The 25,774-nt window shown below is 40.8% G+C and carries 25 protein-coding genes; 24 read left to right on the plus strand and 1 reads right to left on the minus strand.

Features of this window, described 5'->3' with window-relative positions:
* The first annotated feature begins 643 nt into the window (after positions 1–643).
* From wecB (B160_RS0118210) to B160_RS0118325, 23 genes are all read left to right on the plus strand, one after another.
* Complete coding sequence (gene wecB, locus B160_RS0118210; RefSeq protein WP_018629357.1) at positions 644–1,765, plus strand: non-hydrolyzing UDP-N-acetylglucosamine 2-epimerase; 1,122 nt, start codon at positions 644–646, stop codon at positions 1,763–1,765.
* 5 nt (positions 1,766–1,770) lie between these two features.
* Entirely contained in the window at positions 1,771–2,982 is a 1,212-nt protein-coding gene (gene wecC, locus B160_RS0118215) for a UDP-N-acetyl-D-mannosamine dehydrogenase (protein WP_018629358.1), read from the plus strand.
* Positions 2,983–2,985: 3 nt separating this feature from the next.
* Positions 2,986–4,035: a dTDP-glucose 4,6-dehydratase gene (gene rfbB, locus B160_RS0118220; RefSeq protein WP_018629359.1), complete on the plus strand. Its 1,050-nt coding sequence runs from the start codon at positions 2,986–2,988 to the stop codon at positions 4,033–4,035.
* The gene (rfbA, locus tag B160_RS0118225) at positions 4,028–4,924 is read left to right on the plus strand and encodes a glucose-1-phosphate thymidylyltransferase RfbA (protein WP_018629360.1); all 897 of its coding nucleotides are present in this window, start codon (positions 4,028–4,030) and stop codon (positions 4,922–4,924) included. Before rfbB ends, rfbA begins: the two co-directional genes overlap by 8 nt.
* Before the next feature lie 12 nt (positions 4,925–4,936).
* Positions 4,937–6,382 carry a lipopolysaccharide biosynthesis protein gene (locus tag B160_RS0118230; protein ID WP_026309852.1) on the plus strand — a complete coding sequence of 482 codons (1,446 nt, stop codon included), beginning with the start codon at positions 4,937–4,939 and terminating at the stop codon, positions 6,380–6,382.
* Between the two features lie 4 nt (positions 6,383–6,386).
* Positions 6,387–7,469 (plus strand): DegT/DnrJ/EryC1/StrS family aminotransferase, encoded by a 1,083-nt coding sequence (locus B160_RS0118235; protein WP_018629362.1) that lies wholly within the window; start codon positions 6,387–6,389, stop codon positions 7,467–7,469.
* Between the two features lie 2 nt (positions 7,470–7,471).
* On the plus strand, positions 7,472–8,113 hold the full coding sequence (locus tag B160_RS0118240; RefSeq protein WP_018629363.1) for an acetyltransferase: 642 nt from the start codon (positions 7,472–7,474) through the stop codon (positions 8,111–8,113).
* Entirely contained in the window at positions 8,110–9,195 is a 1,086-nt protein-coding gene (locus B160_RS0118245) for a TDP-N-acetylfucosamine:lipid II N-acetylfucosaminyltransferase family protein (RefSeq protein WP_018629364.1), read from the plus strand. Before B160_RS0118240 ends, B160_RS0118245 begins: the two co-directional genes overlap by 4 nt.
* A 68-nt stretch (positions 9,196–9,263) precedes the next feature.
* On the plus strand, positions 9,264–10,331 hold the full coding sequence (locus B160_RS0118250) for a glycosyltransferase family protein (protein ID WP_157558127.1): 1,068 nt from the start codon (positions 9,264–9,266) through the stop codon (positions 10,329–10,331).
* Positions 10,332–10,486: 155 nt separating this feature from the next.
* Positions 10,487–11,551 (plus strand): EpsG family protein, encoded by a 1,065-nt coding sequence (locus tag B160_RS32590; protein ID WP_169540098.1) that lies wholly within the window; start codon positions 10,487–10,489, stop codon positions 11,549–11,551.
* Positions 11,544–12,491, plus strand: a complete 948-nt coding sequence (locus B160_RS0118260; RefSeq protein ID WP_018629367.1) for a hypothetical protein — start codon at positions 11,544–11,546, stop codon at positions 12,489–12,491. The genes B160_RS32590 and B160_RS0118260 overlap by 8 nt, the downstream gene beginning before the upstream one ends.
* Positions 12,492–12,543: 52 nt before the next feature.
* Positions 12,544–13,635 (plus strand): glycosyltransferase, encoded by a 1,092-nt coding sequence (locus tag B160_RS29625; protein WP_051107208.1) that lies wholly within the window; start codon positions 12,544–12,546, stop codon positions 13,633–13,635.
* A 14-nt stretch (positions 13,636–13,649) separates the two neighbouring features.
* Entirely contained in the window at positions 13,650–14,327 is a 678-nt protein-coding gene (locus B160_RS32595; RefSeq protein WP_071597051.1) for a CatB-related O-acetyltransferase, read from the plus strand.
* Positions 14,311–15,354 carry a polysaccharide biosynthesis protein gene (locus B160_RS0118275; RefSeq protein ID WP_018629370.1) on the plus strand — a complete coding sequence of 348 codons (1,044 nt, stop codon included), beginning with the start codon at positions 14,311–14,313 and terminating at the stop codon, positions 15,352–15,354. The genes B160_RS32595 and B160_RS0118275 overlap by 17 nt, the downstream gene beginning before the upstream one ends.
* Before the next feature lie 33 nt (positions 15,355–15,387).
* The gene (locus B160_RS0118280) at positions 15,388–16,506 is read left to right on the plus strand and encodes a polysaccharide biosynthesis C-terminal domain-containing protein (protein WP_018629371.1); all 1,119 of its coding nucleotides are present in this window, start codon (positions 15,388–15,390) and stop codon (positions 16,504–16,506) included.
* Between the two features lie 52 nt (positions 16,507–16,558).
* Positions 16,559–17,695 (plus strand): non-hydrolyzing UDP-N-acetylglucosamine 2-epimerase, encoded by a 1,137-nt coding sequence (wecB, locus tag B160_RS0118285; protein ID WP_026309853.1) that lies wholly within the window; start codon positions 16,559–16,561, stop codon positions 17,693–17,695.
* Between the two features lie 10 nt (positions 17,696–17,705).
* Positions 17,706–18,488 (plus strand): methionyl-tRNA formyltransferase, encoded by a 783-nt coding sequence (locus B160_RS0118290; RefSeq protein WP_018629373.1) that lies wholly within the window; start codon positions 17,706–17,708, stop codon positions 18,486–18,488.
* A 29-nt stretch (positions 18,489–18,517) separates the two neighbouring features.
* On the plus strand, positions 18,518–19,369 hold the full coding sequence (locus tag B160_RS0118295) for a polysaccharide deacetylase family protein (protein WP_018629374.1): 852 nt from the start codon (positions 18,518–18,520) through the stop codon (positions 19,367–19,369).
* Between the two features lies 1 nt (position 19,370).
* Positions 19,371–20,576, plus strand: a complete 1,206-nt coding sequence (locus B160_RS0118300; RefSeq protein WP_018629375.1) for a glycosyltransferase family 4 protein — start codon at positions 19,371–19,373, stop codon at positions 20,574–20,576.
* Positions 20,573–21,472, plus strand: a complete 900-nt coding sequence (locus tag B160_RS0118305) for an NAD-dependent epimerase/dehydratase family protein (RefSeq protein WP_018629376.1) — start codon at positions 20,573–20,575, stop codon at positions 21,470–21,472. Before B160_RS0118300 ends, B160_RS0118305 begins: the two co-directional genes overlap by 4 nt.
* A gap of 2 nt (positions 21,473–21,474) precedes the next feature.
* Positions 21,475–22,686, plus strand: coding sequence for a polysaccharide biosynthesis protein (locus B160_RS0118310; RefSeq protein WP_040680071.1), 1,212 nt, complete (start codon positions 21,475–21,477; stop codon positions 22,684–22,686).
* Positions 22,687–22,769: 83 nt separating this feature from the next.
* Positions 22,770–23,459, plus strand: a complete 690-nt coding sequence (locus tag B160_RS0118315; RefSeq protein ID WP_018629378.1) for a sugar transferase — start codon at positions 22,770–22,772, stop codon at positions 23,457–23,459.
* Between the two features lie 125 nt (positions 23,460–23,584).
* Complete coding sequence (locus B160_RS0118325) at positions 23,585–24,148, plus strand: DUF5715 family protein (RefSeq protein WP_211218090.1); 564 nt, start codon at positions 23,585–23,587, stop codon at positions 24,146–24,148.
* A gap of 38 nt (positions 24,149–24,186) precedes the next feature.
* Here the strand turns inward: B160_RS0118325 and B160_RS0118330 are convergent, their stop codons facing one another.
* Positions 24,187–24,609: a VOC family protein gene (locus tag B160_RS0118330; RefSeq protein WP_018629381.1), complete on the minus strand. Its 423-nt coding sequence runs from the start codon at positions 24,607–24,609 to the stop codon at positions 24,187–24,189.
* Between the two features lie 120 nt (positions 24,610–24,729).
* Between B160_RS0118330 and B160_RS29635 the strand changes: the two genes are divergently transcribed.
* Positions 24,730–25,737 carry a GlxA family transcriptional regulator gene (locus tag B160_RS29635; RefSeq protein ID WP_018629382.1) on the plus strand — a complete coding sequence of 336 codons (1,008 nt, stop codon included), beginning with the start codon at positions 24,730–24,732 and terminating at the stop codon, positions 25,735–25,737.
* Positions 25,738–25,774 lie beyond the last annotated feature (37 nt).

Below are 25,774 nucleotides of genomic sequence, written 5' to 3' on the forward strand. Positions count from 1 at the left end.
AAAGGTGGCATCCGTAACCTGGCTACTTATTCCCAAACAGCTTCAGGTTCTGTTCCGGAGTTGATCAGCGCCCCGGGCACAAGCAATGAAATCAATATTTCCGGTCTTACGAATATGCCCATAGCATCCCGTATTATAAGTGTACCGGGCTTTGCATACGCGGCCAGTCCTTCTGCTGATAAAGATCCCGCGCACTCCGCTCAGAGTAGCAAATACATACAATTGGCAAGCCCTCTCCTTATGCCATTACCAGGTATGTAGATGAACGTTATGCAGTGATTTGAAAGCAGCGGAAGAATGGTTCCGGGACAATCTGAAGAACCTGGAAGAATCAGGAATAATGCTCTTAAAAAAAACAGCAATTGCCAGACTACGTTATATAAAGCTCCCTCCTGGCAGTTTTATTAACCGTCCATGGTCATTGGGTTTTACATGCGCCTGTACCACGCACGAGGGCCTGGTAGCAGAAGCACATAAAAAGCGAGACAGAATTATATTCTGTCAATTCTGAAGCAATCATACCAGGGAGGACATCGGTAATCCCTGGAGATTAATCTTTGATAATCTAAAAAAGGAGAAAGCTATTATTAGAACATAAAAGGTTCTTTTCGGATAAGACAGATCCTATATTATAAGTCTATTTATGAAAAAAAATTTAATTGTATTCGGCACACGTCCCGAAGCCATTAAAATGGCACCCCTGGTAAAAGAGTTTTTAACCTACACAGATCAATTTGATACCAAAGTTTGCGTAACAGCACAGCACCGGGAAATGCTCGACCAGGTATTGGATTTTTTTGAGATTATTCCGGATTTTGATCTAAACTTAATGAAACCTGATCAAAATCTGTACACATTAACTGCTGGTATTCTTACAGAGCTAAAACCCGTACTGGAATCATTTAAACCACATTACGTTTACGTACATGGAGATACTACTACTACCATGGCTGCAAGCATAGCGGCCTTCTATTCGGGGGCCAAAGTCTGTCATGTGGAAGCGGGGCTTAGAACACATAATAAACGTTCTCCGTTCCCGGAGGAGATTAATCGCCAGGTAACAGGCCGGATTTGCGATTTCCATTTTGCGCCTACAGATACCTCAAAAGAAAATCTCCTACAAGAAAATGTAGATCCTCAAAATATTTTAGTTACAGGAAATACGGTTATTGATGCACTATTTGATAGCTCGGCTCGCGTACAACAACTAAAAAACGCTGATATTGCCGAACTGGAAAACATAGTCGATCCACACAAGCGTCTCATACTGGTCACGGGGCATCGCAGGGAAAATCACGGCCAGGGTTTCATCAATATTTGTGAGGCGTTGAAACAAATTGCCACATCCAATCCGGATGTACAAATTATTTATCCGGTCCATCTGAATCCTAATGTAAAAGGCCCTGTGTATAAAATTTTATCCGGCATCAATAACATACAATTAATAGAACCGCTGGCCTACCCGGCCTTTGTATGGTTAATGAACCAGGCCTACATCATTATTACAGACTCCGGAGGAGTGCAGGAAGAGGCACCCAGCCTCGGGAAGCCGGTATTAGTGATGCGAGATACTACAGAGCGGCCCGAGGCAGTGGACGCCGGCACGGTTATTTTAGTGGGGACCGACAAACAAAAAATCATTTCCGAGGCGCAGTCATTGCTGGACAATAAAGAACGATACGAACAAATGTCGGCCCTTCATAATCCATATGGTGATGGAAAGGCGTGTAAACGGATTGTTAACTTCATTAAAAACTTAAAATAAAAAAAATGCAAGCAAAAGTTGTAACCGTAGGATTGGGATATATCGGTTTACCTACTTCGGCACTCATTGCTAACAGTGGTATACCGGTACATGGAGTGGATATTTCGCAACACGTGGTTGATACCATTAATGCCGGGAAAATTCATATTGTAGAACCGGAACTGGATAAGGCTGTTGCAAAAGCGGTTCAGGAAGGATATCTAAAAGCTGAAACAAAACCTGCAGCGGCTGACATCTATTTAATAGTGGTGCCTACCCCTTTCAAAGGCGACCATGAACCGGATATTTCCTATGTACAGGCTGCTACAGAAGCAATACTGCCTTTATTGAAGGAAGGGGATCTCTATATTATAGAATCCACCTCTCCGGTAGGAACTACAGAAAAAATGATGGCCCTCATTTTTGCAAAACGTCCTGATCTGCAGGATAAAATTTATGTCGCCTATTGCCCCGAGCGGGTATTGCCCGGTAACGTGATGTTTGAATTGGTCAATAATGACAGGGTCATCGGCGGAATAAACGAAGAATCGACAAAAAAAGCCATGGCCTTTTATAGCCAATTCGTAAAAGGTGAGCTCCACTCTACAAATGCGCGTACTGCGGAAATGTGTAAATTGACCGAGAACTCTTCCCGCGATGTACAAATCGCTTTTGCCAACGAATTGTCATTGATTTGCGACAAGGCAGACATCAATGTTTGGGAGCTAATCCGTTTGGCCAACAAACATCCCCGGGTAAATATCCTGCAACCTGGCTGCGGCGTTGGAGGACACTGCATTGCCGTAGATCCTTATTTTATTGTCTCTGAGTTTCCGCTGGAATCGCGCATTATTGGAAAAGCCAGGGAAATCAATAATCATAAAGCATTTTGGTGCGCAGAAAAAGTAAAAGAAGCCCGGAAAGCGTATCAGCTCAAAAATAATAAAGAACCCAAAATAGCATTAATGGGGATGGCTTTCAAACCAAATATTGATGATCTGCGCGAATCTCCTGCCAAATATATCGTACAACGTATTTTGCAGGACGCCAACGACGAAGAGTACTTTGTGGTAGAACCCAATATTACCGAACATAATTTGTTCAAACTAACAAATTATATAGAAGCCGTAAAGAATGCAGATATAGTTGTTTTTTTAGTAGCACACAATGTATTTAAAGATCTGAATATTGCAGCCGAAAAAATTGTACTCGACTTTTGTGGTGTCACAAATAAATAATAAATGAAATCAATTATCATAACGGGAGGAGCGGGATTTATCGGCTCGCATGTGGTCAGGGAATTTGTAAATAAATATCCCAATTATCAGATCGTTAATCTGGACGCATTAACGTATGCCGGAAATCTTGAAAATCTAAAGGATATTGAGGAACTTCCCAATTATAAATTTGTAAAGGCCGACATTACAGACTTAGATAAAATTCTTGAAATCTTCAAAGCGTATTTGCCTGATGGGGTCATTCACCTGGCTGCGGAATCTCACGTGGACCGATCTATCAAAAACCCTGCAGCGTTTGTAATGACCAATGTAGTGGGCACTGTTAACCTGTTAAATGCCGCAAAAGAAATCTGGAATGGACATTTTGATGGGAAACGTTTCCATCATGTGTCTACGGACGAGGTATACGGTTCGTTGGGAGAAGTTGGGCTATTCACCGAAAACAGCAGATACGAGCCACATTCGCCTTATTCCGCTTCAAAAGCTTCTTCTGACCATTTTGTACGCGCCTATCACGACACGTTCGGGTTACCGGTCGTTTTAACAAACTGCTCCAACAACTATGGTCCCCATCATTTCCCGGAGAAGTTGATTCCCCTCTGCATTCATAATATTCTGCATGGCAAGCCACTCCCAATATACGGCGATGGCAAATTTACCAGGGATTGGCTATTTGTAATCGACCATGCCCGGGCAATCGACCTGGTCTATCACAAAGGGAAGAATGGCGGGTCTTACAATATAGGAGGCTTTAACGAATGGCAGAACATTGATCTGGTACGGGAACTCTGCAAACAGATGGACGAAAAGCTCGGCAGACCGGCTCATACTTCAGAACAACTGATCACGTTTGTAAAGGACCGTCCCGGGCATGACCTCCGCTATGCAATTGACGCTACAAAAATACACCGGGAACTCGGTTATAGCCCCACAGTCACTTTTGAACAGGGGCTGAGCAAAACCATCGACTGGTACTTATCAAACCAGGAATGGCTAAACCGCGTTACCTCGGGTGATTATCAACAATATTATAAAATGCAGTATAATGGATAATGTACCTAAAAGTATGAAAGGGATTATTTTGGCCGGAGGCTCTGGCAGCCGGTTACACCCCTTAACCATAGCAGTATCCAAACAACTGCTGCCTGTGTATGATAAGCCTATGATATACTATCCGCTGTCGATACTCATGCTGGCAGGAATAAGAGAAATATTAATTATTTCAACACCGGATGACTTACCCAATTTCAAAAAATTATTAGGGGACGGCTCCAGGCTGGGCGTTCAATTTCACTATGCCGAGCAGCCGAGCCCGGACGGGTTGGCCCAAGCCTTTATAATTGGGGAAGAATTTATTGGCCAAGATAATGTGTGTCTGATTTTAGGGGACAATATCTTCTATGGAGCCGGATTTCAAAAACTATTAAAAGAATCTGTAGCAAATGTAACCGAAGATAACGAAGCCGTTGTCTTCGGTTATTGTGTTGATGACCCCGAACGTTATGGCGTTGCGGAATTTGACAAAAACGGCACCGTGCTAAGTATTGAAGAAAAGCCATCCCGGCCAAAATCAGATCATGCCGTAGTTGGCTTGTATTTTTATCCGAATTCAGTAGTAAAAATAGCGCACTTGATAAAGCCATCGCCCCGGGGTGAACTGGAAATCACATCGATTAACCAACACTACCTGGCTCAAGGGCAACTAAAGTTAAAAACCTTGAGCCGCGGCTTCGCCTGGCTGGATACGGGAACACATGAATCCCTAACAGAAGCAACAGAGTTTGTAAAAGCGCTGGAAAAAAGAACCGGTTTAAAAGTTGGCTGCATAGAGGAAGTAGCAGCTAACTATAATTGGGTCGATAAAGATAGCCTTGGACAAGCTATCGCCAGTCTGAAGGGTGGTTATTTCGATTACATTAGAAAGAAAGTGTTAAAATATTGATATCAGGTTATCATGTCTTTACGAAATAAAACAGTTTCGGGTCTTATATGGACAGTAATGGATTCAATGGTCCTAAGGGGATTATCCTTTCTGGCAACAATTTTATTGGCCCGCTGGTTAGGTCCTGCTCAATTTGGCCTAATCGGGATGATCGCAGTATTCATTGCCATCGGTACCAATATCGCTGACAGTGGAATGTCAGCATCTCTTATTCGTACAAAAGATGCAGAAGAAGCAGATTATTCCACGGTCTTTATACTTAATCTTGTATTAAGCTCCACATTCTATCTCTTGATTTTTTTTGCTGCACCATATATAGCAGCCTTCTATCACCAGCCCATAGTAACAAAGCTGATCCGTATATACGGCCTTACGTTTATGATCTCGGCATTTTCGGCCGTACAACTGGCAATTCTTGAAAGCCAGATGAAATTCAAGCAAATAATGAAACAAAATATGCCCGGTACCCTCGCAGGCGTTTTTACCGGCATTTTTCTTGGATATCTTGATTGTGGGGCATGGTCAATTATATTTATGTATCTGACTACGCAACTGGTACAGTCGGCCGTTCTTTGGTGGCGTTCTTCCTGGAGACCTAGTTTTTCATATTCAAAAGAAAAAGCAAAATATCATTTTGGATTCGGTTACAAGCTAATGCTTTCAGGGCTGCTAAACACGATTTTTCAGAATATCTATAATATTGTTGTAGGTCGTCTTTATACTGTAAAAGAACTGGGATACTTTGAGCGTTCCAGAGCTTTTAATGATTATCCTGTTTCAATCATAACGACAGCCATGAATAGAGTCAGTTACCCATTGCTGGCCGGACTGCAGGGTGATAAGCAACTGATCTCTGCCGTATACCGAAAGATTATGCGGCTTACATTTTTTATCACCTGCCCTTTAATGTTTGGAGCCGCGGCTATTGCACGGCCATTATTTCATATAGTTCTTGGAGAACAATGGCTGCCTGCAGTACCGTATTTTCAGGTATTATGCCTGGCCAGCATCTTCTATCCCATTCATGCTTTTAATCTCAACGTTTTTAAAGTTTACGGACGCAGTGAATTATTTCTGAAGTTAGAGATAGTAAAAAAATCAATTATAGTGATCGGTCTGTTCGCCTCCTTCAGGTTTGGAGTAATCGGCCTGGTTTGGAGCAGCGTCATTTGTAATTATCTCGCACTGTTCATCAATACGTATTATAGTGCAGACATGATCAATTATCCTTCAAAACAGCAATTTCTGGATATGCTCCCAACAATCCTGATATCCGGATTGATGTTTCTGCTGGTATATTTCACATTTAGGTGGCAGGGAGCTTCATTCAGCCCTTTAGCCCAGATACTGTCAGGAATAACGCTATGCATATTCATCTATCTGGGATTCAATAAACTGATTCATGCAGAACCACTCAGTTATCTTGTAGAAACAATTAAGAGAAGAAAATTAAGATAAAATCATGATACAGATCACCAAGCCTTTTTTACCGCCGTTAGAAGAGTATAAAAAATATATCGATGATATATGGAAACGGCAATGGTTGACTAATATGGGGCCTTTAGCTTCCGATTTGGAAATGAAGTTGAAAGAGCACTTAAATGTAAATCATCTGCTCTTTGTTGCCAACGGAACTGTTGCACTCCAAATGGCAATTAAAGCGCTTAATTTAAAAGGAGAAATTATCACCACACCCTTTTCCTTCGTGGCGACTACAAGCAGTATTGTTTGGGAAAATTGTTCTCCAAAATTTGTTGATATTGACCCGAAGTCCCTGAATTTGGATCCAACCAAAATAGAAGAGGCCATAACGGAATCTACCTCTGCGATATTGGCAACACACGTTTACGGCAATCCCTGTGACGTCGGATCCATCGATCGGATAGCCAAAAAGCACAAACTGAAAGTTATTTACGATGGAGCCCATGCCTTTGGAGTAACGGTTGCCGGTAAATCCATATTTGAATATGGAGATGTATCCATCTGCTCGTTACATGCAACGAAGCTTTATCACAGTATCGAAGGCGGGTTAATTGTTACCAGGGATGCGAATTTGCTAAAGAAGTTAGCTTATGTACGCAATTTTGGTATTTCAGGATACGAGACATTTGCGGAATTGGGAATCAATGGAAAAAATTCGGAGTTACATGCGGCTATGGGACTGGTAAATTTTAAATATATAAATGATATTCATCAAAAAAGAAAATATTTGACAGAAATTTACGATCAAAATCTTAGAACAGCGAAGGCGGTCAAAGTCGGCTGGCATCAGGAGGCGTCTTTAAATTATGCATATTACCCGATCGTTTTCGATTCGGAAGACTTATTACTTAAAATAAAAAGCGCATTAGAAAAGCATGAAATTTTTACCAGACGTTATTTTTATCCATCACTCGCATCATCGTTGCCCTATTTAACAAGTGAATTACTTCCTGTTACTGAAGACGTTTCTAAAAGGGTATTATGTCTGCCTCTGTACTTTGATTTAACAAAGGAAGATATTGATTTGATTTGTAGGCTTATATTAAGGTACCAAAATAATTAACTATGCTAATAGTAGGATCAGGTGGATTTGCGAAAGAACTGTTACAGGTTTTTTCAGATCGATATGAAAACAGTTCTGAAGGGATTGCATTTTTTGATGATGTCAATCTGGATAGAAAGTTACTATATAATGAATACCCTATCCTCAATTCCTTTAATAGTGTCAGCACCTTTTTCTCAGAAAGCAAGTCCGACAAATATGCTATTGGAATTGGAAATCCCAAAAACAGGAAATTCATCTGCGATAAATTTAAGGATATCGGCGGGACACTGGTATCATTAATAAGCCCACATGCAAAGATCAGCCGGCATGTTGAGATTGGTACCGGGGCTTCCATTCTTTCAGGTTGCAGCATATCAAACTCGGTAACCATAGGCGTTTGTGTCTTAGTATATTACAATGCAGTCGTAACACACGATTGCAACATTGGAAATTTCGTCGAATTATCTCCCGGAGCAACGTTACTGGGAGGCGTTACTGTTGGGAATTTTTCTCATATAGGTTCCAATGCCACTATACTACCGAATATAAGAATCGGGGAAAATGTTATTGTTGGTGCTGGCGCGGTTGTCACAAAAGATGTACCGGATAATTGCATCGTGACGGGTATCCCTGCTACAATAAAAAGAAGAAATAAAATATGAATTTGCTACACATAATAGATGATAAAAAATTTATTGAAGCATGTCAGCGCACCTTCCGCATTAGCGGCATTACGAACTTTTATCTGCGAAGCGGTTTAATTTCCGCAGAATATTTAAAGGAACAGCAAATCGATATAATATTCATCCATTTTCTGCGGGATCAGGAGGTGGCATTCTTGTTAAAACACAAAATTCATATCCCGATCATATGGATGTTTTGGGGAGCGGATGGCTTCAGTCTCCCCTCATTCTATAATGCTTTTATAGGAAACAAAACTAAAATATACCTACGGAAATGGTATTTCAAGAACCATTTCTATTCTTTAATCAGAGACTTTGTCAAAGAGTATGGCAGAAGCGTATTTAATCATCGAAAGGCCGTTAGCCAAAAGCTTAGAGTGATTCAGCAATTTAGCTATATCGTGCCGGTTATTCCGGATGACTACAACATATTGAAAAATAAATACCCATCCGTTAACAATGTGTGCTATCATTTCAACTACATCACACCCATTTTTTTCAAAGATTTTCAGTCTGTTCCTTTTGTTTCCGGCAAAAATATTCTTTTGGGTAACTCTTCTTCGAATACCAATAATCATATTGAGGTCCTGGAGATCCTCACCCAGGTTGGATTAAAATCCAGGCAGGTTATCATACCTCTTAATTATGGAGACCTTCAATATAAAAAGGCAATATTAGAATATCTACAAAAGATCAACACTTTTCAAGTTCAGGCCCTGACAGACTTTATGGAATTCTCAGAATACCAGACCATTATTCATTCATGTGAAATTATGATCATGAATCATTATCGGCAACAAGCATTAGGAAATATTATTATGGGACTACTGACTGGTGTAACGATTTACTTGAGCGAAAGATCCCCCATATTTAATTTTTTGATTAAAAACGGGTTTATTGTACATACAGTAGAGTCCATTAAGAGCACAGGACTTATTATTTTAAAAGAAGACGACAAACAAAACAATAAAGAAAAATGCATAAAAACATTTGGTCCCGATCGTCAAACCTCAAAAATAACCAGGCTTCTGAAAACTATTGAAGAGCAGAAACATAAATAACCCTGAATTCAAGTAAAATGCATATTTTTTTTATAGCAAAAACAAATTTAAATAATGATGGGAGGATTTTGAATCAGATCAAGATCCTTCAGGACCACTATAAAGATGAATTAAAGATCGATTTCATTCTTCTCCCGGATAGAGAGTTGGAGATCGACCTCGGAAAGAATGTATCTCTACATATGATTAAACCGACATTCAGGAACTCTTCTTTCTTAAGATTATTTACGGTATTTGAATTCACACTCAGGGCACTGTTCCTCCTTTTCAAGCTAAAACCCAGGATATTACACGTAGAAGACATGACAGTAGTTTTGCCCGTCTACATTTATTGCCTTTTTAGAAAAAAGTCATTTAAATTAATCTACGATGACCATGAAATGCCGAACGAAAATGAGTCGCTCCAATATAGAATATTCACCTATTTTGAAAGAAAGCTTATGAAGCGATCGGACATTATAATCTTTGCCAACAGAGAGCGCATGGAGATCTTGCAAAAAAGATATAACCTAAAAAATCGACTGACCTATTTTCTGAACCTTCCGTATTTTGAGGACCTGGCCATAAAAACAATGGATAATCAATACAGCCTGATATTGGCCGACATAAAAAAAGCATCTGCAACGGGAACTGCATTTATTATTCATCAGGGCTCTTTACACATAGAGCGCGGGCGTGCTAAACTTGCTGCTTTTTCCAGGACACTTTCAAAAGAAATCAAGTTGTTAATTCTGGGAGCATCGAAAAGTGAGTTTATTAACTTTCTAAACGAATATCAATTAAATGCAGATCACTTTTATTTTGTAGGCAATGTGCCGTATACGATTTTGAATCATTTCTGGAAAGTGGGAAATGCAGCTATTGTCATGTACTTACCTACCTATATTAACAATCGCCTTTGTGCACCGAACAGATTGTACATAGCGATCAAGAACCAACTCCCGGTGCTTGTAAATCGAAATAATCCTGTTTTAAACAATTTCGTACAGGAACATCATACGGGAGGCTTCATTGAGGATATTCACAATCCGGAGGATGTAAAGCAACTACTCAAATTCGAATATGCAACAGGCGTAATGCCTGAATTAATAGAATACGAAACAAAAAAATTCTTAACGATCTACGAGAGTCTTTAACAATAACAAATCTTTATAAGCAAACAATAAAAAGCGCGAAACATATAAACCGCCAACAATATTATTAAATGTTCATCTACATCCTAACATATATACTTTGCATTGCTGGTAACGCCCTATACAACAGGAATTACTCCGTAATAAGGAAGTTAGTCATGTTGTGGCTTTATGTATTCCTATGTTTCGGATATACTGTTGGTACGGACTGGCGGCAATACGAAAATATCTATAATTATGCCTATGACAAAGACCTGTTAAACAAGGGTTACGAACAAGGATTTTATTACCTGATATACTTCGCCAGAGGCATCATAAATGATTTTTGGCTTTTTTTAGGCCTTATAAAATGCCTGTATCTATATTCGACAATACGATTTATAAAAAAATTCACAACCGATAAGTTTTTAGCAATAGCTGTAATGTTAAATTACAATCTTCTATTTATGCTAATAGATAACCCCTTGCGGTTCATGACCGGATCAATAATATTACTTTGGAGTACCGGCTATCTCCTAAATAAAAAATACATCAAATTCACCCTGGTCGCCTCAGTTAGTATCTTTTTTCATATATCCCTCATTATTCCGACAGTCCTGTCATTACTATTCCGATTTAAAAACAAATTAATTTACAAATCGAAAACCACCTTAACAGGGCTGTATTTTGCTGCTTGTGCAATCGGCTTTTTTCCGGAAATCCTTAATTTATTTTCCACCTATTTTTCGGAATATATGCCAAGGTTCAGCTACAAATTATTGAACGTGTATGTTGCGGAATCCGGCGCCATGCTAACATTAGGATCCTTGATTCTATTTTTCCTATTCTTTGTCCTGTTACATTACAGAAACGTGATTTTGAAATCCCAATATGGTGATTACCTTTTTTTCTTCGGGTTACTTTATATGTATTTATACCGTATTTTGATGATTGTTCCCACCGCTTTCAGGCTTACACTATATTTTGGGCTGTTTTTTGCTCTATGCTTAACAATAATAATTAAGTCAACAAGTCGAAAGCTTAAATATTCGCTGTTTATCCTGTTAGGCTTAACAATTTCAAAGACGTTATGGAACAGTTATCAATATCTGCCTTATACAAATAGTATCTATTATATTTTGACATCGGAGCACTTGCCCAAAAAATATAGAGATAATTTTAATAAATACGAATATCACAAGCGGACGGGAAAAGTCGTAAAGGAAGAAAAACCAAATGAATAGTCAATTATATAAAAGTAAAAAAATGTTATATAGAACCTTCATCTTGTCATTCATAAATCCGGTTTTGTTGTTACTGATGTTTTCAGCCAAAATTTTCGGCCAGCAACAACCCAAGTTGTATATCGGAATGGCAGGGCTAAACGATCTTCAGGAAACTTATATACGACAAAACAATCTGGAAAAAGCAGTTATTTTCTATCAAAAAGAAGTCACAACAGACGGAATAAATGTGAACCCGTCCCTTTTCAGAAAAAATATTGAACGGAAAACCTCTTCTAAAAGCCAGGGAATTGCTATTATTGATTGGGAAGGGCCGGCGTTCAAAGCGCTGTCAGGTTCGAATACTAAGCAAGCTTCGCAATTTATTGAAGAGTTTATTAAGACACTAGAACTGGCTAAACGCCTTCGCCCAAATTTGCAGTGGGGATTCTATGGTCTTCCATTGAGAACTTTTGATGGCAGCAATGGTAACTGGAAACAAATAAACACCCGGCTGACCCCAATTATTAAAGAATCTGATATAATAACCCCATCATTATATATGTACAATGTAAACTCAAGAGTTTACAATATCAACTACCCGCAAATAGAGCGGGGAAGGGGCGATTATTTATACCTGAATTTGGATTATGCCCTTGACTTAGCCCAAAAGTTTAATAAAAAAGTATACCCATTTATATGGCATAAACAAAACTCCGGAAATAATAAAATGGCTTTAAGCCTTATTCCCGTGGACATTTTTAAGAACTACTATAAGATGATAACCACGCACACATCGAATGGCAAGAAAGTTAACGGCGTAATTTGGTGGGACAATTCTAATTACTATTACCTGAATAGGAATAGATATCCTGCCGTTCAAAAGCAGTATCAAAATATACGCAACGTCCGGCAATACGATTTGGACGTTTTAAAAAAGTACCATCAGGCCACAAAATAAAGGGCATTTAGCCATCGACTAATTCTCGTATTTATTGTTATCTACTATATATATGAAACCAAAAACGCTAATAATTTATAATAAAATCTGGCCATATCGGGAAAAAATTTTTGAGTTGCTGAATGAGCAACTGGATTTGACCGTGGGTTTTAATGATCCTGCTTATGTAGGAAAAAAATTCAAATTCAAGACGATCTATTTACCGACAACTAATGTCGGGCCTTTTGTTTTCCATAAAAACAACTTAAGAAGATTGTCTTCAAAATACGATGCAATAATTGGCTTATTTGATATTCACTGGATTTCCCTGATGACCCTCTCGCTGCTTCCAAAAAGAAACTATTCTGTATCTTTCTGGGGCATTGGGGTACGCGCTTCCTACGAAAATAAGTTTGACTCCACTTCCAGGTGGGATAAATTAAGATTTTTTTTCGCTAAAAGCGCTAATTCAGTGATCTTCTACAGTAGTTATCCCCTGACCAAGTACATCAACGGTGGTATTTCAAAAGAAAAATTGTTTGTCGCAAATAATACCACTGAGGTGGCAATTCGCGATACAGACAATATGGAGAATAAAAAGAACTTTCTGTTTGTAGGCACTCTCTATCCACAAAAGGGCATCGAAATATTGTTAGAAGCTTATTCTATTTTATTTAAAAAATATCAAACTCTGCCCGGGCTAAATATCATTGGCGATGGCCCTGAATTAAGTAAGATCAAGAAATACATCGAAATGAATGGTCTTTCAAATGCAGTCACCTTACATGGCAGTATCTATGACCGGAATAGGATCGCTCAATACTATGATGAATCGATTGCGTGCATTTCTCCGAATCAGGCAGGGCTCTCTGTTCTAAATTCCATGGGGAATGCCACTATTTTCTTAACATCAAAAGATGCGATTACAGGTGGCGAGATTTTTAATATTTCCGATAAAGAAACAGGTTTGTTTTTTGATGGAACGGTTAATAGCCTGGTCGAAAAAATGGAATGGATCTTTCTAAATAAAGAAAAAGCATTAGAAATATGTCAGAATGCCAAAGTCTTTTATTTAGAAAACAGGCTGCCGCAAATGATGGCACAATCCATAGTGGACGCTGTTTTTTTTGCCTTACGAAAGAATAAATCACATATAGCAAACTAAATTCAAAAAGAGCAATGGACCTTATTTTAAACTTCTTTTCGTTGCATTCAATTTACATCAGGCTTCTCAATAGAAAAATATCCCTGTTAAGCCTATTTGATCGCTATAGTAAGATAAGCGTTAATGCGCTAATTAATCGATTTGTTAAATTAAGAAAATGCACCGTAGACAGCTATACTTATATCGGTGCCAATACTACGTTGTATAATGTTAAAGTGGGAAAGTTTTGTTCGATATCCGAAAATGTCAGAATGGGATTAGGCACTCACCCAACCAACTTTTTCTCAACCTCACCTATTTTTTTTTCAAAAAAAAACGGAACCGGTTTGCAATGGAGAACCGATAATATCTATGATGATGAGGCCAAAGCATCAGAGATCGGGAATGATGTATGGATCGGCGCAAACGTTTCCATCATGGGAGGTATTAAGATAGGAAACGGTGCAATAATCGGAGCCCATTCCCTGGTAACAAAGGACGTGGAACCCTACGCGATAGTTGGCGGGGTTCCTGCCAAATTAATAAAGAAACGATTTGATGAACGCACAATTTTTGAATTAGAATCTTTAGATATATGGAACCAACATGAGGAAGTTTATAAAAAAAATATAAACCTGTTCGGAAGCCCCGTAACCAATGCAAAAATTCTTGAGTTAAGAAGTATAATAGAAAACAATGAAAATCAAAAATAAGACCCTCCTCATCACCGGCGGAACCGGTTCGTTTGGAAATGCAGTAATGAACCGTTTTTTACACACGGAGCATTTTAAAGAAATACGCATTTTCAGCCGCGATGAAAAAAAGCAGGATGACATGCGCAAGCGCTATAATCACCCCAAAATTAAGTTTTATTTAGGCGATGTACGTGATCGGGCCAGTGTGGAAACAGTAGTGAACGGTGTTGATTATATCTTTCATGCAGCCGCTCTGAAACAGGTACCTTCCTGTGAATTCTTTCCCCTGGAAGCTGTAAAGACCAATGTGCTGGGGACCGATAATGTGCTAAACGCAGCGGAAAAATACCAGGTCAAAAAAGTAGTGGTATTGAGCACCGATAAAGCCGCTTATCCGATCAATGCCATGGGTATGTCAAAGGCGCTGATGGAAAAAGTTACCGTAGCGCGCTCCCGGAACCTCGATGATTCAAAAACTGTATTTTGTGCCACCCGCTACGGGAATGTAATGGCTTCCCGGGGCTCGGTGATCCCGCTATTCATCGACCAGATCAAAGCGGGCAAACCCCTTACCATTACCAACCCGGACATGACACGTTTTATGATGACCCTCGAAGACGCTGTAGACCTGGTACTCTATGCTTTCGAAAACGGTAAACAAGGCGACCTGTTCGTGCAAAAAGCCCCGGGCGCCACCATTCAAACCCTTGCAAAGGCATTACTGGAGATGTACCAGTCCGATAGTGAAATAAAGATCATTGGAACCCGGCATGGCGAAAAGATCTATGAGACCCTTGTGAACAGGGAAGACATGCTAAAAGCGAAAGATATGGGAGACTATTACCGCATTCCTGCAGATAACAGGGACCTGAACTATGAACAATATTTTTCGGAAGGAAATACGCGGGAAGCAGAAATTGAAGAATATCATTCTCATAATACCCGCCGCCTGGACATTGAAGGGATGAAGGAGTTGCTTAAAAAGCTCCCGGTTATCAGAGAAGATATCTTAAAGGAACAAAATGTAATGCATTATCCTGTTTAAATGCTCTCTTTTCTAATTCCAAAATCAAAATCAATGAAAAAGATAGGCATTACCGGGCAGGAAGGGTTTATAGGAAAACATCTGTACAATACATTATCCCTTCAGAAAGAGGCATTCGAACTCGTTCCGTTTTCCAAGGAATACTTCGGCAACAATCAGCAATTGGATGCCTTTGTATCTCAATGCGATGTTATTGTTCATCTTGCGGCTATGAACCGCCATGAAAGCCAGGAATACATTTATGAAACCAATGTGAATTTGGTACGCTCATTAATAGCCGCTTTTGAGCGCACGCAATCAAAATGTCATGTTCTTTTTTCTTCATCCTCCCAGGAAGAGAAGGAGAACCGGTATGGACAATCCAAAAAGGAAGGACGTCAATTATTAGCACATTGGGCAGAGCGCAACAACGCACCGCTCACAGGAATGATCATTCCCAATGTATTTGGCCCTTTTGGAAAACCTTTCTACAATTCGGTGGTCGCAACCTTTTGCCACCAGGTCGCAAGAAACGAATCCCCTCAAATTCACGTAGACGGGAATATAAAACTGATCTATGTAGGAGAACTCGTTGAAGAGATCATAAAAAAGATCAGAACCGGCATTTTTGAGCCCGACTGCGTAGTACCTCATACAGCAGAAGTAAACGTGTCACAGATCCTCGAATTGCTCGAAGGATTTAAAGCAACCTATCAGGAGAACGGGACCATTCCCGATCTCAAAAACAGGTTCGAGCTGGATCTGTTCAATACATATCGCTGTTACATGGATATACAAAATCATTTCCCGGTACATTTTACCCAACATGCTGATCCCCGGGGAACATTTGTTGAACTCATACGGTTAAACACCGGCGGGCAGGTTTCCTTTTCAACTACCGTTCCGGGTGTCACCAGGGGCAATCATTTTCATACAAGAAAAATCGAACGCTTTGCAGTGATCAAAGGGAATGCACTGATCCAGCTCCGAAAGATCGGCACCACCGAAGTCCTTGAATTCCGGGTTTCCGGCGATCAGCCGGGTTATGTGGACATGCCTGTTTGGTACACGCACAATATAAAAAATATCGGTGAAGACGATTTGTACACGGTTTTCTGGATCAATGAATTTTATAACCCGGAGGATCCCGATACCTTCTTTGAAAATGTGTAAATTTGCAGCACCTCATTATGTAGAACCCGAACCATCCAAAAAAAGCAATTCAATGAACCGATTAAAAGTGATGACCGTAGTGGGTACCCGCCCGGAAATCATCCGGCTTTCCCGGGTGTTGGCAGCGTTAGACCAGTCTGTAGCTATAGAGCATATATTGGTGCACACCGGTCAGAATTATGACTATGAACTCAATGAAATTTTCTTCAATGATCTGGGCATCCGTAAACCAGATCATTTCTTAAATGCAGCGGGAAGCAATGCGACAGAAACCGTTGGCAATATCCTGATCAAGATAGACCCACTGCTGGAATCGGTCCGACCGGATGCCTTTTTGGTGTTAGGCGATACCAACAGTTGCCTGTGCGCCTTGCCGGCCAAAAAAAGAAAAATTCCTGTTTTTCACATGGAGGCCGGCAACCGCTGCTTTGATCAGCGGGTACCGGAAGAAACCAACCGGAAGATTGTGGATCATATAGCAGACATAAACCTTACTTATAGCAGTATTGCCAGGGAATACCTGTTACGCGAGGGGCTTTTGCCCGATCGTATCATCAAAACAGGCTCCCCCATGTTCGAGGTACTGCATCACTATTTACCGTTGATCCGGAAATCGGATGTTTTGAATCGCCTTGACCTCGCTGAGGAAAAATACTTTGTCGTTTCTGCTCACCGGGAAGAAAACATAAATTCAGAGAAGAACTTCAAACACCTGATGGATTCTTTAAATGCCATAGCTATCAAATACCGGTATCCGGTCATTGTTTCTACGCATCCGAGGACAAGGAATATGATTGAAAAGACGCAGGCAGCCGTAGCACCCGAAATCCGGCTCTTAAAGCCATTGGGATTTCATGATTACAATAATCTTCAAATGCATTCTGCTGCCGTTTTATCAGATTCTGGCACCATTTCTGAAGAGTCTTCCATTCTGAATTTCAGGGCATTGAATATCCGTGAAGCGCATGAGCGCCCGGAAGCGATGGAAGAAAGTTCTGTTATGATGGCAGGCCTGCAGCCCGAAAGGATTTTACAGGGCCTGGCACAATTAGAGCAGCAACAGGTTGGCGACAACCGAAATTTCAGATTGGTACCCGACTATTCCATGCCCAACGTATCACAAAAAGTTGTACGGATAATAATAAGCTATACCGATTATATAAACCGGGTAGTCTGGAGCAAATTATAAAAGAACATTAATGAAAATAGTGATCATCACGCAGGAAGATTCCTTTGTTATTCCCCGGAATATCGAGAAACTGATCAAACTCGATTTCGTTAAAATAATAAAGATCATTGACGTCGATTCTCCGCAAAGCCTTGTGAATCGAAAAGATCTATTCATCAGAGGATTTGGTCTGTATCAATCTGCGAAAATGGGCTTCCGTGTAATTTCGAATAAACTAATCAATATTATAGACGCCGTTTTTAACTACCGGTTGCCTTTAAACCCAAGAAGTCTGAGATCCGTAGCTCAAAAGCATAAGATCCCTTATCAGCAAATAGGGAATCCAAACGAAAAAAGATTTATAGAAGAGCTGGCAGCGTTGGCACCGGACCTCATAGTGTCCTACTCCGCCCCCCTTATCTTTAAAAAAGAGTTACTAACCCTCCCGGAAAAAGGCTGTATCAACCTGCATTGCTCGCATTTACCTGATTATGCGGGCGTCATGCCCAGTTTTTGGACCCTCTACAACAAAGAAAAGACAACCGGGGTTTCCGTGCATTATATGGATTCTAAAATTGATAATGGTAAAATATTAGGACAAAAAAAAGTAGAAATTTTCCCCGGCGAAACCATGTTCCAGTTAATCGAAAAAACCAAGAATATCGGGGGAGACGTTATGTGTGAGGTGTTGAGGAATATCAACAGTGACACGGTGATCGAAAAGGACAATGAAGTGGACCGTAATAAATACTTTTCATGGCCCACAGTAGAAAATTTTAAAGATTTTAGAAACAGGGGTGGTCGCCTGATATAAATATAGGTTTCATCAAAGACAATAAGAAAATGCATAAAAAATATGCTGTTTTAGGAATGGATATTGAAGATTGGTACCATTTAGACTATTTTGATAAAGAAAAATGCGACCAATCAGAAAGTACCCTTGACGGGATTAGCATTTATCTGGATATTTTAGATACCTATAATATCAAAACAACTTTTTTTGTTGTTGGTGAGCTTGTAGAAAAACTCAAAGGCACTTTAAAACAGATCATCAATCAGGGGCATGAAATAGCGCTACATTCTCATTCTCATAGAAGACCCTTAACAATGTCTATCGAAGAATACAAGCAAGACACCGGCAAAAACATCAGGGAAATTCGCGATCTCCTCGGCTACAATGCCATAGGCTATCGCGCTCCCTGTTTTAGCATGGATAGAGAACGCCTGGAAATCCTGGAAGATCTGAATTTACATTACGACGCCAGTCATATTAAATTTTCCGATCATAAATTATATGGCCATTTAGATCTGACCGGTTTCACGCCGGTCAGAAATGACATTCTGAAAAGAAACGATTTTTTTGAATTCGAAACCAGCACGTTGCCGCTAAAGAACAAAAACATCCCCATTTCAGGAGGAGGTTATTTGCGGATTTTTCCATGGATACTCACAAAATACCTTCTTAACAAATATGTAAAACTGAATAAAAATTACTTTTTCTACATTCACCCCTTCGAGTTCTCTAAAAACTACAACATCAAAACACCCTCAGGAACTTCCTTTGCAACGAATCTGCGATTCAGATTAGGTCGAAAATCAGTGGAAAAGAAAATGCATCGGCTCATACAACTGCTAAAAGAACGTCAATATGAATTTGTACGTTTTGAAGATTTAGTAAACAAACAAGGCGCATGAAATGGATATAAAACGACAAAAGTTATGGGTTTTTTCGGAGCTCTTTTTTCCAGAAGAGACATCCACCGCATATATCTTAACGAAAATAAGCGAGAAGCTTTCTCAAAAATATGACGTGGAGGTAATTTGCACGTATCCTTCATACGACAACTTCAATAAAAGATTAACCTTACAAAACAACAATATAAAAGTAACAAGGATTAAAAGCTTCAAAGGAAATAAAAACAATAATATACATCGTATTTTAAAGTTCGGTTATCTTTCAATAGCCTTCGCCATTCACCTTGCGACGAAAGTAAAAAAGAAAGATCATGTTTTTACGGTAACAAATCCCGCTCCTTTCCTGATCTTGGCGGCCATTATAAAAACCATAAAAAAATTCCGGCTGACCATACTTGTACATGACGTTTTCCCGGAAAATACGATCCCGGCCTCTTACATGAATCCGAAATCAATCGTTTATAAACTATTAAAAGTCATTTTTACCAAAGCATATTCCAAATATGATACGATCATTGTATTGGGGAGAGATATGCTGGAGCTCTTTAGAAAAAAACTCACCCACTACAAAAAACAGCCGCATGTAGTTGTTATAGAAAACTGGGCAGACACCGAGCATATTTCGCCGCAAGCTTCAAATTCGAAATCGGCAGCAGCTGAGGACAAAATAGTTTTTCAGTTTGCGGGAAACCTCGGAGCCATTCAGGGGCTCGATTATCTTTTCTCAGTGATCTCAAAAATAACCAACGATCACCTACTGTTCGCTTTTATCGGCAATGGCAAACTCAAAGAACCTTTAGAAACTATGGCAAAGGAACAGGGGCTTAAGAATATCATCTTTAAACCGCCCTTCAAAAGAGTGGAGCAAAATGAGGTCTTAAATAGTTGCGATATCGGGATCGTTTCTCTTTCCAAAGGGATGCAGGGTCTGGGAGTTCCCTCGAAAACTTATAACATTTTATCAGCTGGAAAACCAATATTATTTATTGGCGATAAGGAATCTGAAATCAGTCTTTTAGTCAAAGAACACAATATCGGCTATTCCTTTGGCTATATGGAAGAAGAAGAGCTTATTCATTTTCTGAACGCCTTAAACCCGGAAATAGCCCGGAAGCATTTCCAGGAAAAAGGTCAAAAGGCGCGATGTATTGCAAAAACATTATACTCGGAGGAGTCTATTTTAACAAAATATCTTGAGTTAATATGAAAGTGGCCATTTTAGGTGCAAGCGGTTATATAGGAAAGGCGCTCAGTCTTCTTTTAAACCATCAATATCAGGTATATCCGATAGATCGCAGATCAGCCATCGATCTTAAGGACCACGACTTTGATATGATCATCAATTGTATTGGAAGGACTCCGGATAAAAAGGATTTCTCATTCCAGGAGTACAAAGAGGCGAACTATGATATTCTAAAAAAAGTACTTCCGGATTTCATGAATTCAAAATGCAAAGCATTCATCCAGTTCAGCAGCATTTCTGCCGTCGAAGAGGAATCAAGCCTGACGGAGGTGACCGAAGAAACACCCTGCACCCCCACTACTGACTATGGAAAAACGAAACGTATGGGAGAGGAATATCTATTGGCTTATCCGATAACCACCGGAAAAAAAATCATCATCCTGCGCCCCGCACGCATACATGGACCCGGGGAACGCGGGACCATTTATAAACTTTTTAAATTTATAGTTAAGGGAATTCCCTACCCCTTTGGAAAGTTTTCTAATAAAAGAAGTTTCTTATCAATAGACAATCTGTATTTCCTGATTCAATCTATAATCGAAAATCACACCAGGCTCGAAACAGGCATATACAATATAGCAGACGACGAAGCGCTTTCCACCGCTGATATCATTCGATGTATTGAAAGAAAAACAGGAAGAAAAAAAACGATATTAAATATTCCTAAAAAGGTAATTTTCTTAATTGGTTCCGTAGGCAATATCCTACACCTGCCCATCAATAAGACTACAATTGCTAAACTGACCTCAACACGTATCATCTCAAACAATAAAATTAAAAATTCTTTGGGAGTGAAGAAATTACCGTTCACGGCCGAAGAAGGGCTGATAAAAACAATAACAAGCTTTAATACCCCCTAAACATGCCTCTACACTTTAACATCGAGCAATTCATTGGAGAACACATCACCCGCCGCTCTCAAAGCCTGTTTCTCCCCGACATGGAAGCCCATGCCGAAAAATTGCATACGGAAATAAAAGACAAAAACGTACTGGTCATTGGTGGCGCGGGCACCATCGGATCCTCGTTCATCAGGGCACTGGTGAAATATGATCCCGGCAAGCTGATCGTGGCAGACATCAATGAAAACGGACTTACCGAGCTGGTCCGGGATTGCCGGAGCCGGCCCGGACTGAAACTACCCGGCAATTTCAAAACCTACCCGGTAAATTTCAGCGACAAGGCATTCAGGAAGATATTCGAACATGAAGGTCCGTTCGATATTGTAGCCAATTTCGCGGCTCACAAACACGTACGTTCCGAAAAAGATATTTTCTCGATCGAAGCCATGATCGAGAACAATGTAACGCGTGCAAAGTACCTGCTGGAGTTATTGGTAAAGCAGCCTCCCAAACATTTTTTCTGTGTATCAACCGACAAAGCCGCCAACCCCGTAAATGTGATGGGCGCCAGTAAAAAATTAATGGAAGAAGTGATCCTTGCATACTCAGAGAAAATGAAGATCACCACCGCCCGTTTTGCCAACGTAGCTTTTTCAAATGGAAGCCTGCTGGCCGGTTTTATCGAAAGGGTATTAAAACAACATCCGCTCTCCTGCCCCTCGGATGTAAAACGTTTCTTTGTTTCTCCCGATGAATCCGGACAGATCTGTTTATGCGCCTGCATCCTGGGGCAGTCCGGCGAAATTTTCTTTCCGAAACTGGAAACCTCCGGCATGGTGAATTTTGCCGACGTTGTAGCTCCTTTCCTGAAAGAAATGGGTTTTAAAATGCATCCCTGCAAATCTGAAGAGGACGCAAAAAATGCGACCGACAATATCAAAAATGGCCTCTACCCCGTTTACCTCTTTCCAAGCAGTACCAGCGGAGAAAAGCTATACGAAGAGTTCTATACAGACGAAGAAGAACTGGATACCACAACATTTCAATCTTTCGGTATTGTAAAAAATGCGAAACGAAGGAAAATAGATGACCTCGATAAAGTGATACAGACATTAAAACAGGTTTTTGAAAACACAAAAGCAGAGAAAAAGGATATTGTATCTGCTTTGAATTCAATGATCCCCGGTTTTGAACATATTGAAACAGGAATCAATCTTGATCAAAAAATGTAGCCGATACACTCTTTTGGCTTATTCCTTGCAGTTATTGTATCGTTCGTTCAAAAATCCTTATCTCGTTCCTAATTCCTCAAACAATGTACTCCTTTTTTAAACGTCTTTTTGACCTTATTGTTGCACTGACCCTATTTGTCGTCATTCTTCCGTTTATGATCCCCATTGTGATCATTCTCCTGCTGACCGGCGAACACTATGTTTTTTACCGGCAGAAAAGGATCGGCTATAAAAACAGGTACTTTTACATCATTAAGTTCGCCACCATGCTTAAAAACAGTCCCAATATGGGAACGGGGCTGATCACCGTTCGAAATGATCCCCGGCTGCTTCCCATCGGAGGTTTTTTAAGAATGACGAAAATCAATGAACTGCCGCAGATCATCAATGTGATCAAAGGCGATATGAGCATTGTAGGGCCCCGGCCGCTGGTTGATAAAACATTCAATGCGTACACCGAAGAGGTCAAAGATCATTTGTATGATTCTGTTCCGGGGATAACAGGGATCGGATCGATCATCTTTCGCGATGAAGAGCAATTACTGACCAACACGAAAATGGATCGCGTGGAATACTATGAAAAAGTAATAGCCCCCTATAAAGGAGAACTGGAAATGTGGTACAACAGGCATAAAAGCCTCCGGGTTGATTTCTGGATCATTTTCCTGACGGCATGGTCCATCATCAATCCGGATACAAAACTTCCATACAAAGTATTTAGAGATCTTCCAAAGCGAACACTGTCCGACACTTATCAGCTATCCATGCAATGACCTACAAAAAGGCCAGGGAACTGATAAAAAGCAGCATCTTCAATGTATAAAAACTGGCTCCGCGGGGTTTTCCCTTCAACGTGAACCCCTATCTTTGCCCCGGTTTGACTCACTCCCATCATTTTATGAAGCCAGGCATATTTTACATCGTTGCATTGTGCTGGGGTCTTATTGCGCAGGGTCCGGCGCAGGCTCAAAGCGCCCGTTATAAAGCTCATTTGAATGTAGCCCGCCAGCACGGGGTGCCGGTGCTGAAAAGCAGTGCCCAGGTAAAGAGCTATGTAAATAAAAAGAAACTCTCGAGGGTAAGCTCGGGCAAAGGCTACCGGGTGCAAAAGCTCACTTACAGTGTGCCCTACCTGACCCCGCGGGCCAAAGCGGTTTTAAACCAGATCGCGCGGTCGTTCTACGCGCAAACAAAAAGTACCTTCACCGTCACCTCGCTTACAAGGACGCTGCACGCACAAAGCAAGCTGCGTAAAGTGAACGGCAATGCCACTTCCGGCCTTAGCTCTCATAATTACGGCAGTTCTTTCGATATTTCCTATATACGCTTTAACGGGCGCAAACGGCCTAACAAAAAGCTGGAGCGGGCACTCCACTCCGTGCTGGCCAATTACCAGGCAAGAGGCAAGATCTTATACATAAAGGAATACTATGTAAGTTGTTTTCATATTACCGTACGCTAAAACAGATAGCCTCTCCTGCAGCGTTGAATGCCTGCGGTTCACAATGTACTTCCGGCAGGATCAAAATTCAACATCCAGCGAATGCCGAACGGATCGGTTAACGATGCATAATAGCAGCCGGAGGTCGTAGGAATGACCCGTTGGGTAGCCGTTCCTCCCTTTCCCAGCCGCTGATACACCCCCATCAATTCTTTCAGACTCCTGCATTCCAGCATCAGGGCTATGTTATTTCCCATATACAGGCCCTCATCCGGCACAATGTCCGTTGCGATGATCTCTGCGTAGGGTGAACGCAGCGAGGCCTGCAAAATACAGGCTTTAATTTCCTTTGGCAACACTTCTGTCCCCACAGATTCTCCCAGGGTCTGGAAACGAAGCTCCCCGCCAAGACATTTTTTATAAAAACGCATCGCTTCGCGGCAGTTGCCGTTGAATGTTAAATAGGATTTTATCCGGATCACTTTGTAAACGATTCTTTTACAAAATTGCTCCAATTACTGTTAAAAAATAGTGGCATATACGCCATTGAAAGGGGTTGTTCGCGACAAATACATTTTTTATCTTTACCAAAACTTTTCAGCATGAAACGGATCTGCATCTATGTCCCGATCAATGGCGTTATTGAAGCCATCACTCCGGCGGTAAGAATTTTCCAGACCGCCAATGAATTCCTGGCGGCCAACGGCTGCCCAGCGAAATTCCAGGTAGAGCTGGTAGGATTGAAAAAAGTAATCCCCCTGTCCAACGGATTGTACACGGTAACAACCGACCGTTTGCTGAAAGATGTAACGGACGCCGACCTGCTCATCATTCCGGCGCTGATCGATGCGGAAATGCATAAGGCCGTTGCACTGAATGAGCAGGCGCTACCGCTTATAGCCGCAATACATGCCCGTGGTGCAGAAGTAGCATCGCTTTGTCTGGGCGCATTCTTACTGGCAGCCACCGGCGTGCTCGATAATAAAAAATGTTCCACGCACTGGGCATACTATCATGAATTCATGCAGCTGTATCCCAACGTGGAAATAACCGACGGAACGGTCATTACGGATGAAGCCGGCGTTTATTCCAGCGGCGGCGCCAATTCTATCTGGAACCTGCTCCTGTACCTGGTAGAGAAATATACCAATCGCGAAACGGCGATCCTTCTTGCAAAGTTTTTTGCGATCGATATCGACCGCAACAGCCAGAATGCCTTCTCTATTTTTAAAGGGCAAAAGGACCACAATGACGAAGCCATCATTAAAACACAGGACTATATTGAGAATAACATCAGCGACCGGATCAGTATCGATCAGCTGGCAGGGCTCATTGCGGTGAGCAGAAGGAGCTTCGAGCGCAGATTTAAGCAAGCCACCAACAATACGGTGCTGGAGTACATCCAGCGTGTACGCATTGAAGCCGCTAAGCGGAAATTTGAATCAAAACGACTGAATATAAATGAAGTGATGTACGACGTGGGATATACGGATACCAAGGCCTTCCGGGATGTATTTAAAAAAGTGACCGGCCTTACCCCCATCGAATACCGCAACAAATATTATAAGGCGAACCTGGAAATGCCTGCCGCGGGTTATGCTTTTTCATAGATGCTGAAACAAATTCAGCAGGACACCAAACAAGGTT

The sequence above is a fragment of the Niabella aurantiaca DSM 17617 genome, from assembly GCF_000374125.1.
GTDB lineage: Bacteria > Bacteroidota > Bacteroidia > Chitinophagales > Chitinophagaceae > Niabella > Niabella aurantiaca.

Excerpts from the sequence above, each read along its gene's own strand:
- wecB (WP_026309853.1), top strand. The coding sequence starts at position 16,559 with ATGAACCGATTAAAAGTGATGACCGTAGTGGGTACCCGCCCGGAAATC.
- B160_RS0118300 (WP_018629375.1), top strand. The coding sequence starts at position 19,371 with ATGGATATAAAACGACAAAAGTTATGGGTTTTTTCGGAGCTCTTTTTT.
- B160_RS29635 (WP_018629382.1), top strand. The coding sequence starts at position 24,730 with ATGAAACGGATCTGCATCTATGTCCCGATCAATGGCGTTATTGAAGCC.
- B160_RS0118260 (WP_018629367.1), top strand. The coding sequence starts at position 11,544 with ATGAATAGTCAATTATATAAAAGTAAAAAAATGTTATATAGAACCTTC.
- B160_RS0118235 (WP_018629362.1), top strand. The coding sequence starts at position 6,387 with ATGATACAGATCACCAAGCCTTTTTTACCGCCGTTAGAAGAGTATAAA.
- B160_RS0118245 (WP_018629364.1), top strand. The coding sequence starts at position 8,110 with ATGAATTTGCTACACATAATAGATGATAAAAAATTTATTGAAGCATGT.
- B160_RS32590 (WP_169540098.1), top strand. The coding sequence starts at position 10,487 with ATGTTGTGGCTTTATGTATTCCTATGTTTCGGATATACTGTTGGTACG.
- B160_RS0118305 (WP_018629376.1), top strand. The coding sequence starts at position 20,573 with ATGAAAGTGGCCATTTTAGGTGCAAGCGGTTATATAGGAAAGGCGCTC.
- B160_RS32595 (WP_071597051.1), top strand. The coding sequence starts at position 13,650 with ATGGACCTTATTTTAAACTTCTTTTCGTTGCATTCAATTTACATCAGG.
- wecB (WP_018629357.1), top strand. The coding sequence starts at position 644 with ATGAAAAAAAATTTAATTGTATTCGGCACACGTCCCGAAGCCATTAAA.
- B160_RS0118310 (WP_040680071.1), top strand. The coding sequence starts at position 21,475 with ATGCCTCTACACTTTAACATCGAGCAATTCATTGGAGAACACATCACC.
- B160_RS0118275 (WP_018629370.1), top strand. The coding sequence starts at position 14,311 with ATGAAAATCAAAAATAAGACCCTCCTCATCACCGGCGGAACCGGTTCG.
- B160_RS0118230 (WP_026309852.1), top strand. The coding sequence starts at position 4,937 with ATGTCTTTACGAAATAAAACAGTTTCGGGTCTTATATGGACAGTAATG.
- B160_RS0118290 (WP_018629373.1), top strand. The coding sequence starts at position 17,706 with ATGAAAATAGTGATCATCACGCAGGAAGATTCCTTTGTTATTCCCCGG.
- B160_RS0118315 (WP_018629378.1), top strand. The coding sequence starts at position 22,770 with ATGTACTCCTTTTTTAAACGTCTTTTTGACCTTATTGTTGCACTGACC.
- B160_RS0118240 (WP_018629363.1), top strand. The coding sequence starts at position 7,472 with ATGCTAATAGTAGGATCAGGTGGATTTGCGAAAGAACTGTTACAGGTT.
- wecC (WP_018629358.1), top strand. The coding sequence starts at position 1,771 with ATGCAAGCAAAAGTTGTAACCGTAGGATTGGGATATATCGGTTTACCT.
- rfbB (WP_018629359.1), top strand. The coding sequence starts at position 2,986 with ATGAAATCAATTATCATAACGGGAGGAGCGGGATTTATCGGCTCGCAT.
- B160_RS29625 (WP_051107208.1), top strand. The coding sequence starts at position 12,544 with ATGAAACCAAAAACGCTAATAATTTATAATAAAATCTGGCCATATCGG.
- B160_RS0118295 (WP_018629374.1), top strand. The coding sequence starts at position 18,518 with ATGCATAAAAAATATGCTGTTTTAGGAATGGATATTGAAGATTGGTAC.
- rfbA (WP_018629360.1), top strand. The coding sequence starts at position 4,028 with ATGGATAATGTACCTAAAAGTATGAAAGGGATTATTTTGGCCGGAGGC.
- B160_RS0118325 (WP_211218090.1), top strand. The coding sequence starts at position 23,585 with ATGAAGCCAGGCATATTTTACATCGTTGCATTGTGCTGGGGTCTTATT.
- B160_RS0118280 (WP_018629371.1), top strand. The coding sequence starts at position 15,388 with ATGAAAAAGATAGGCATTACCGGGCAGGAAGGGTTTATAGGAAAACAT.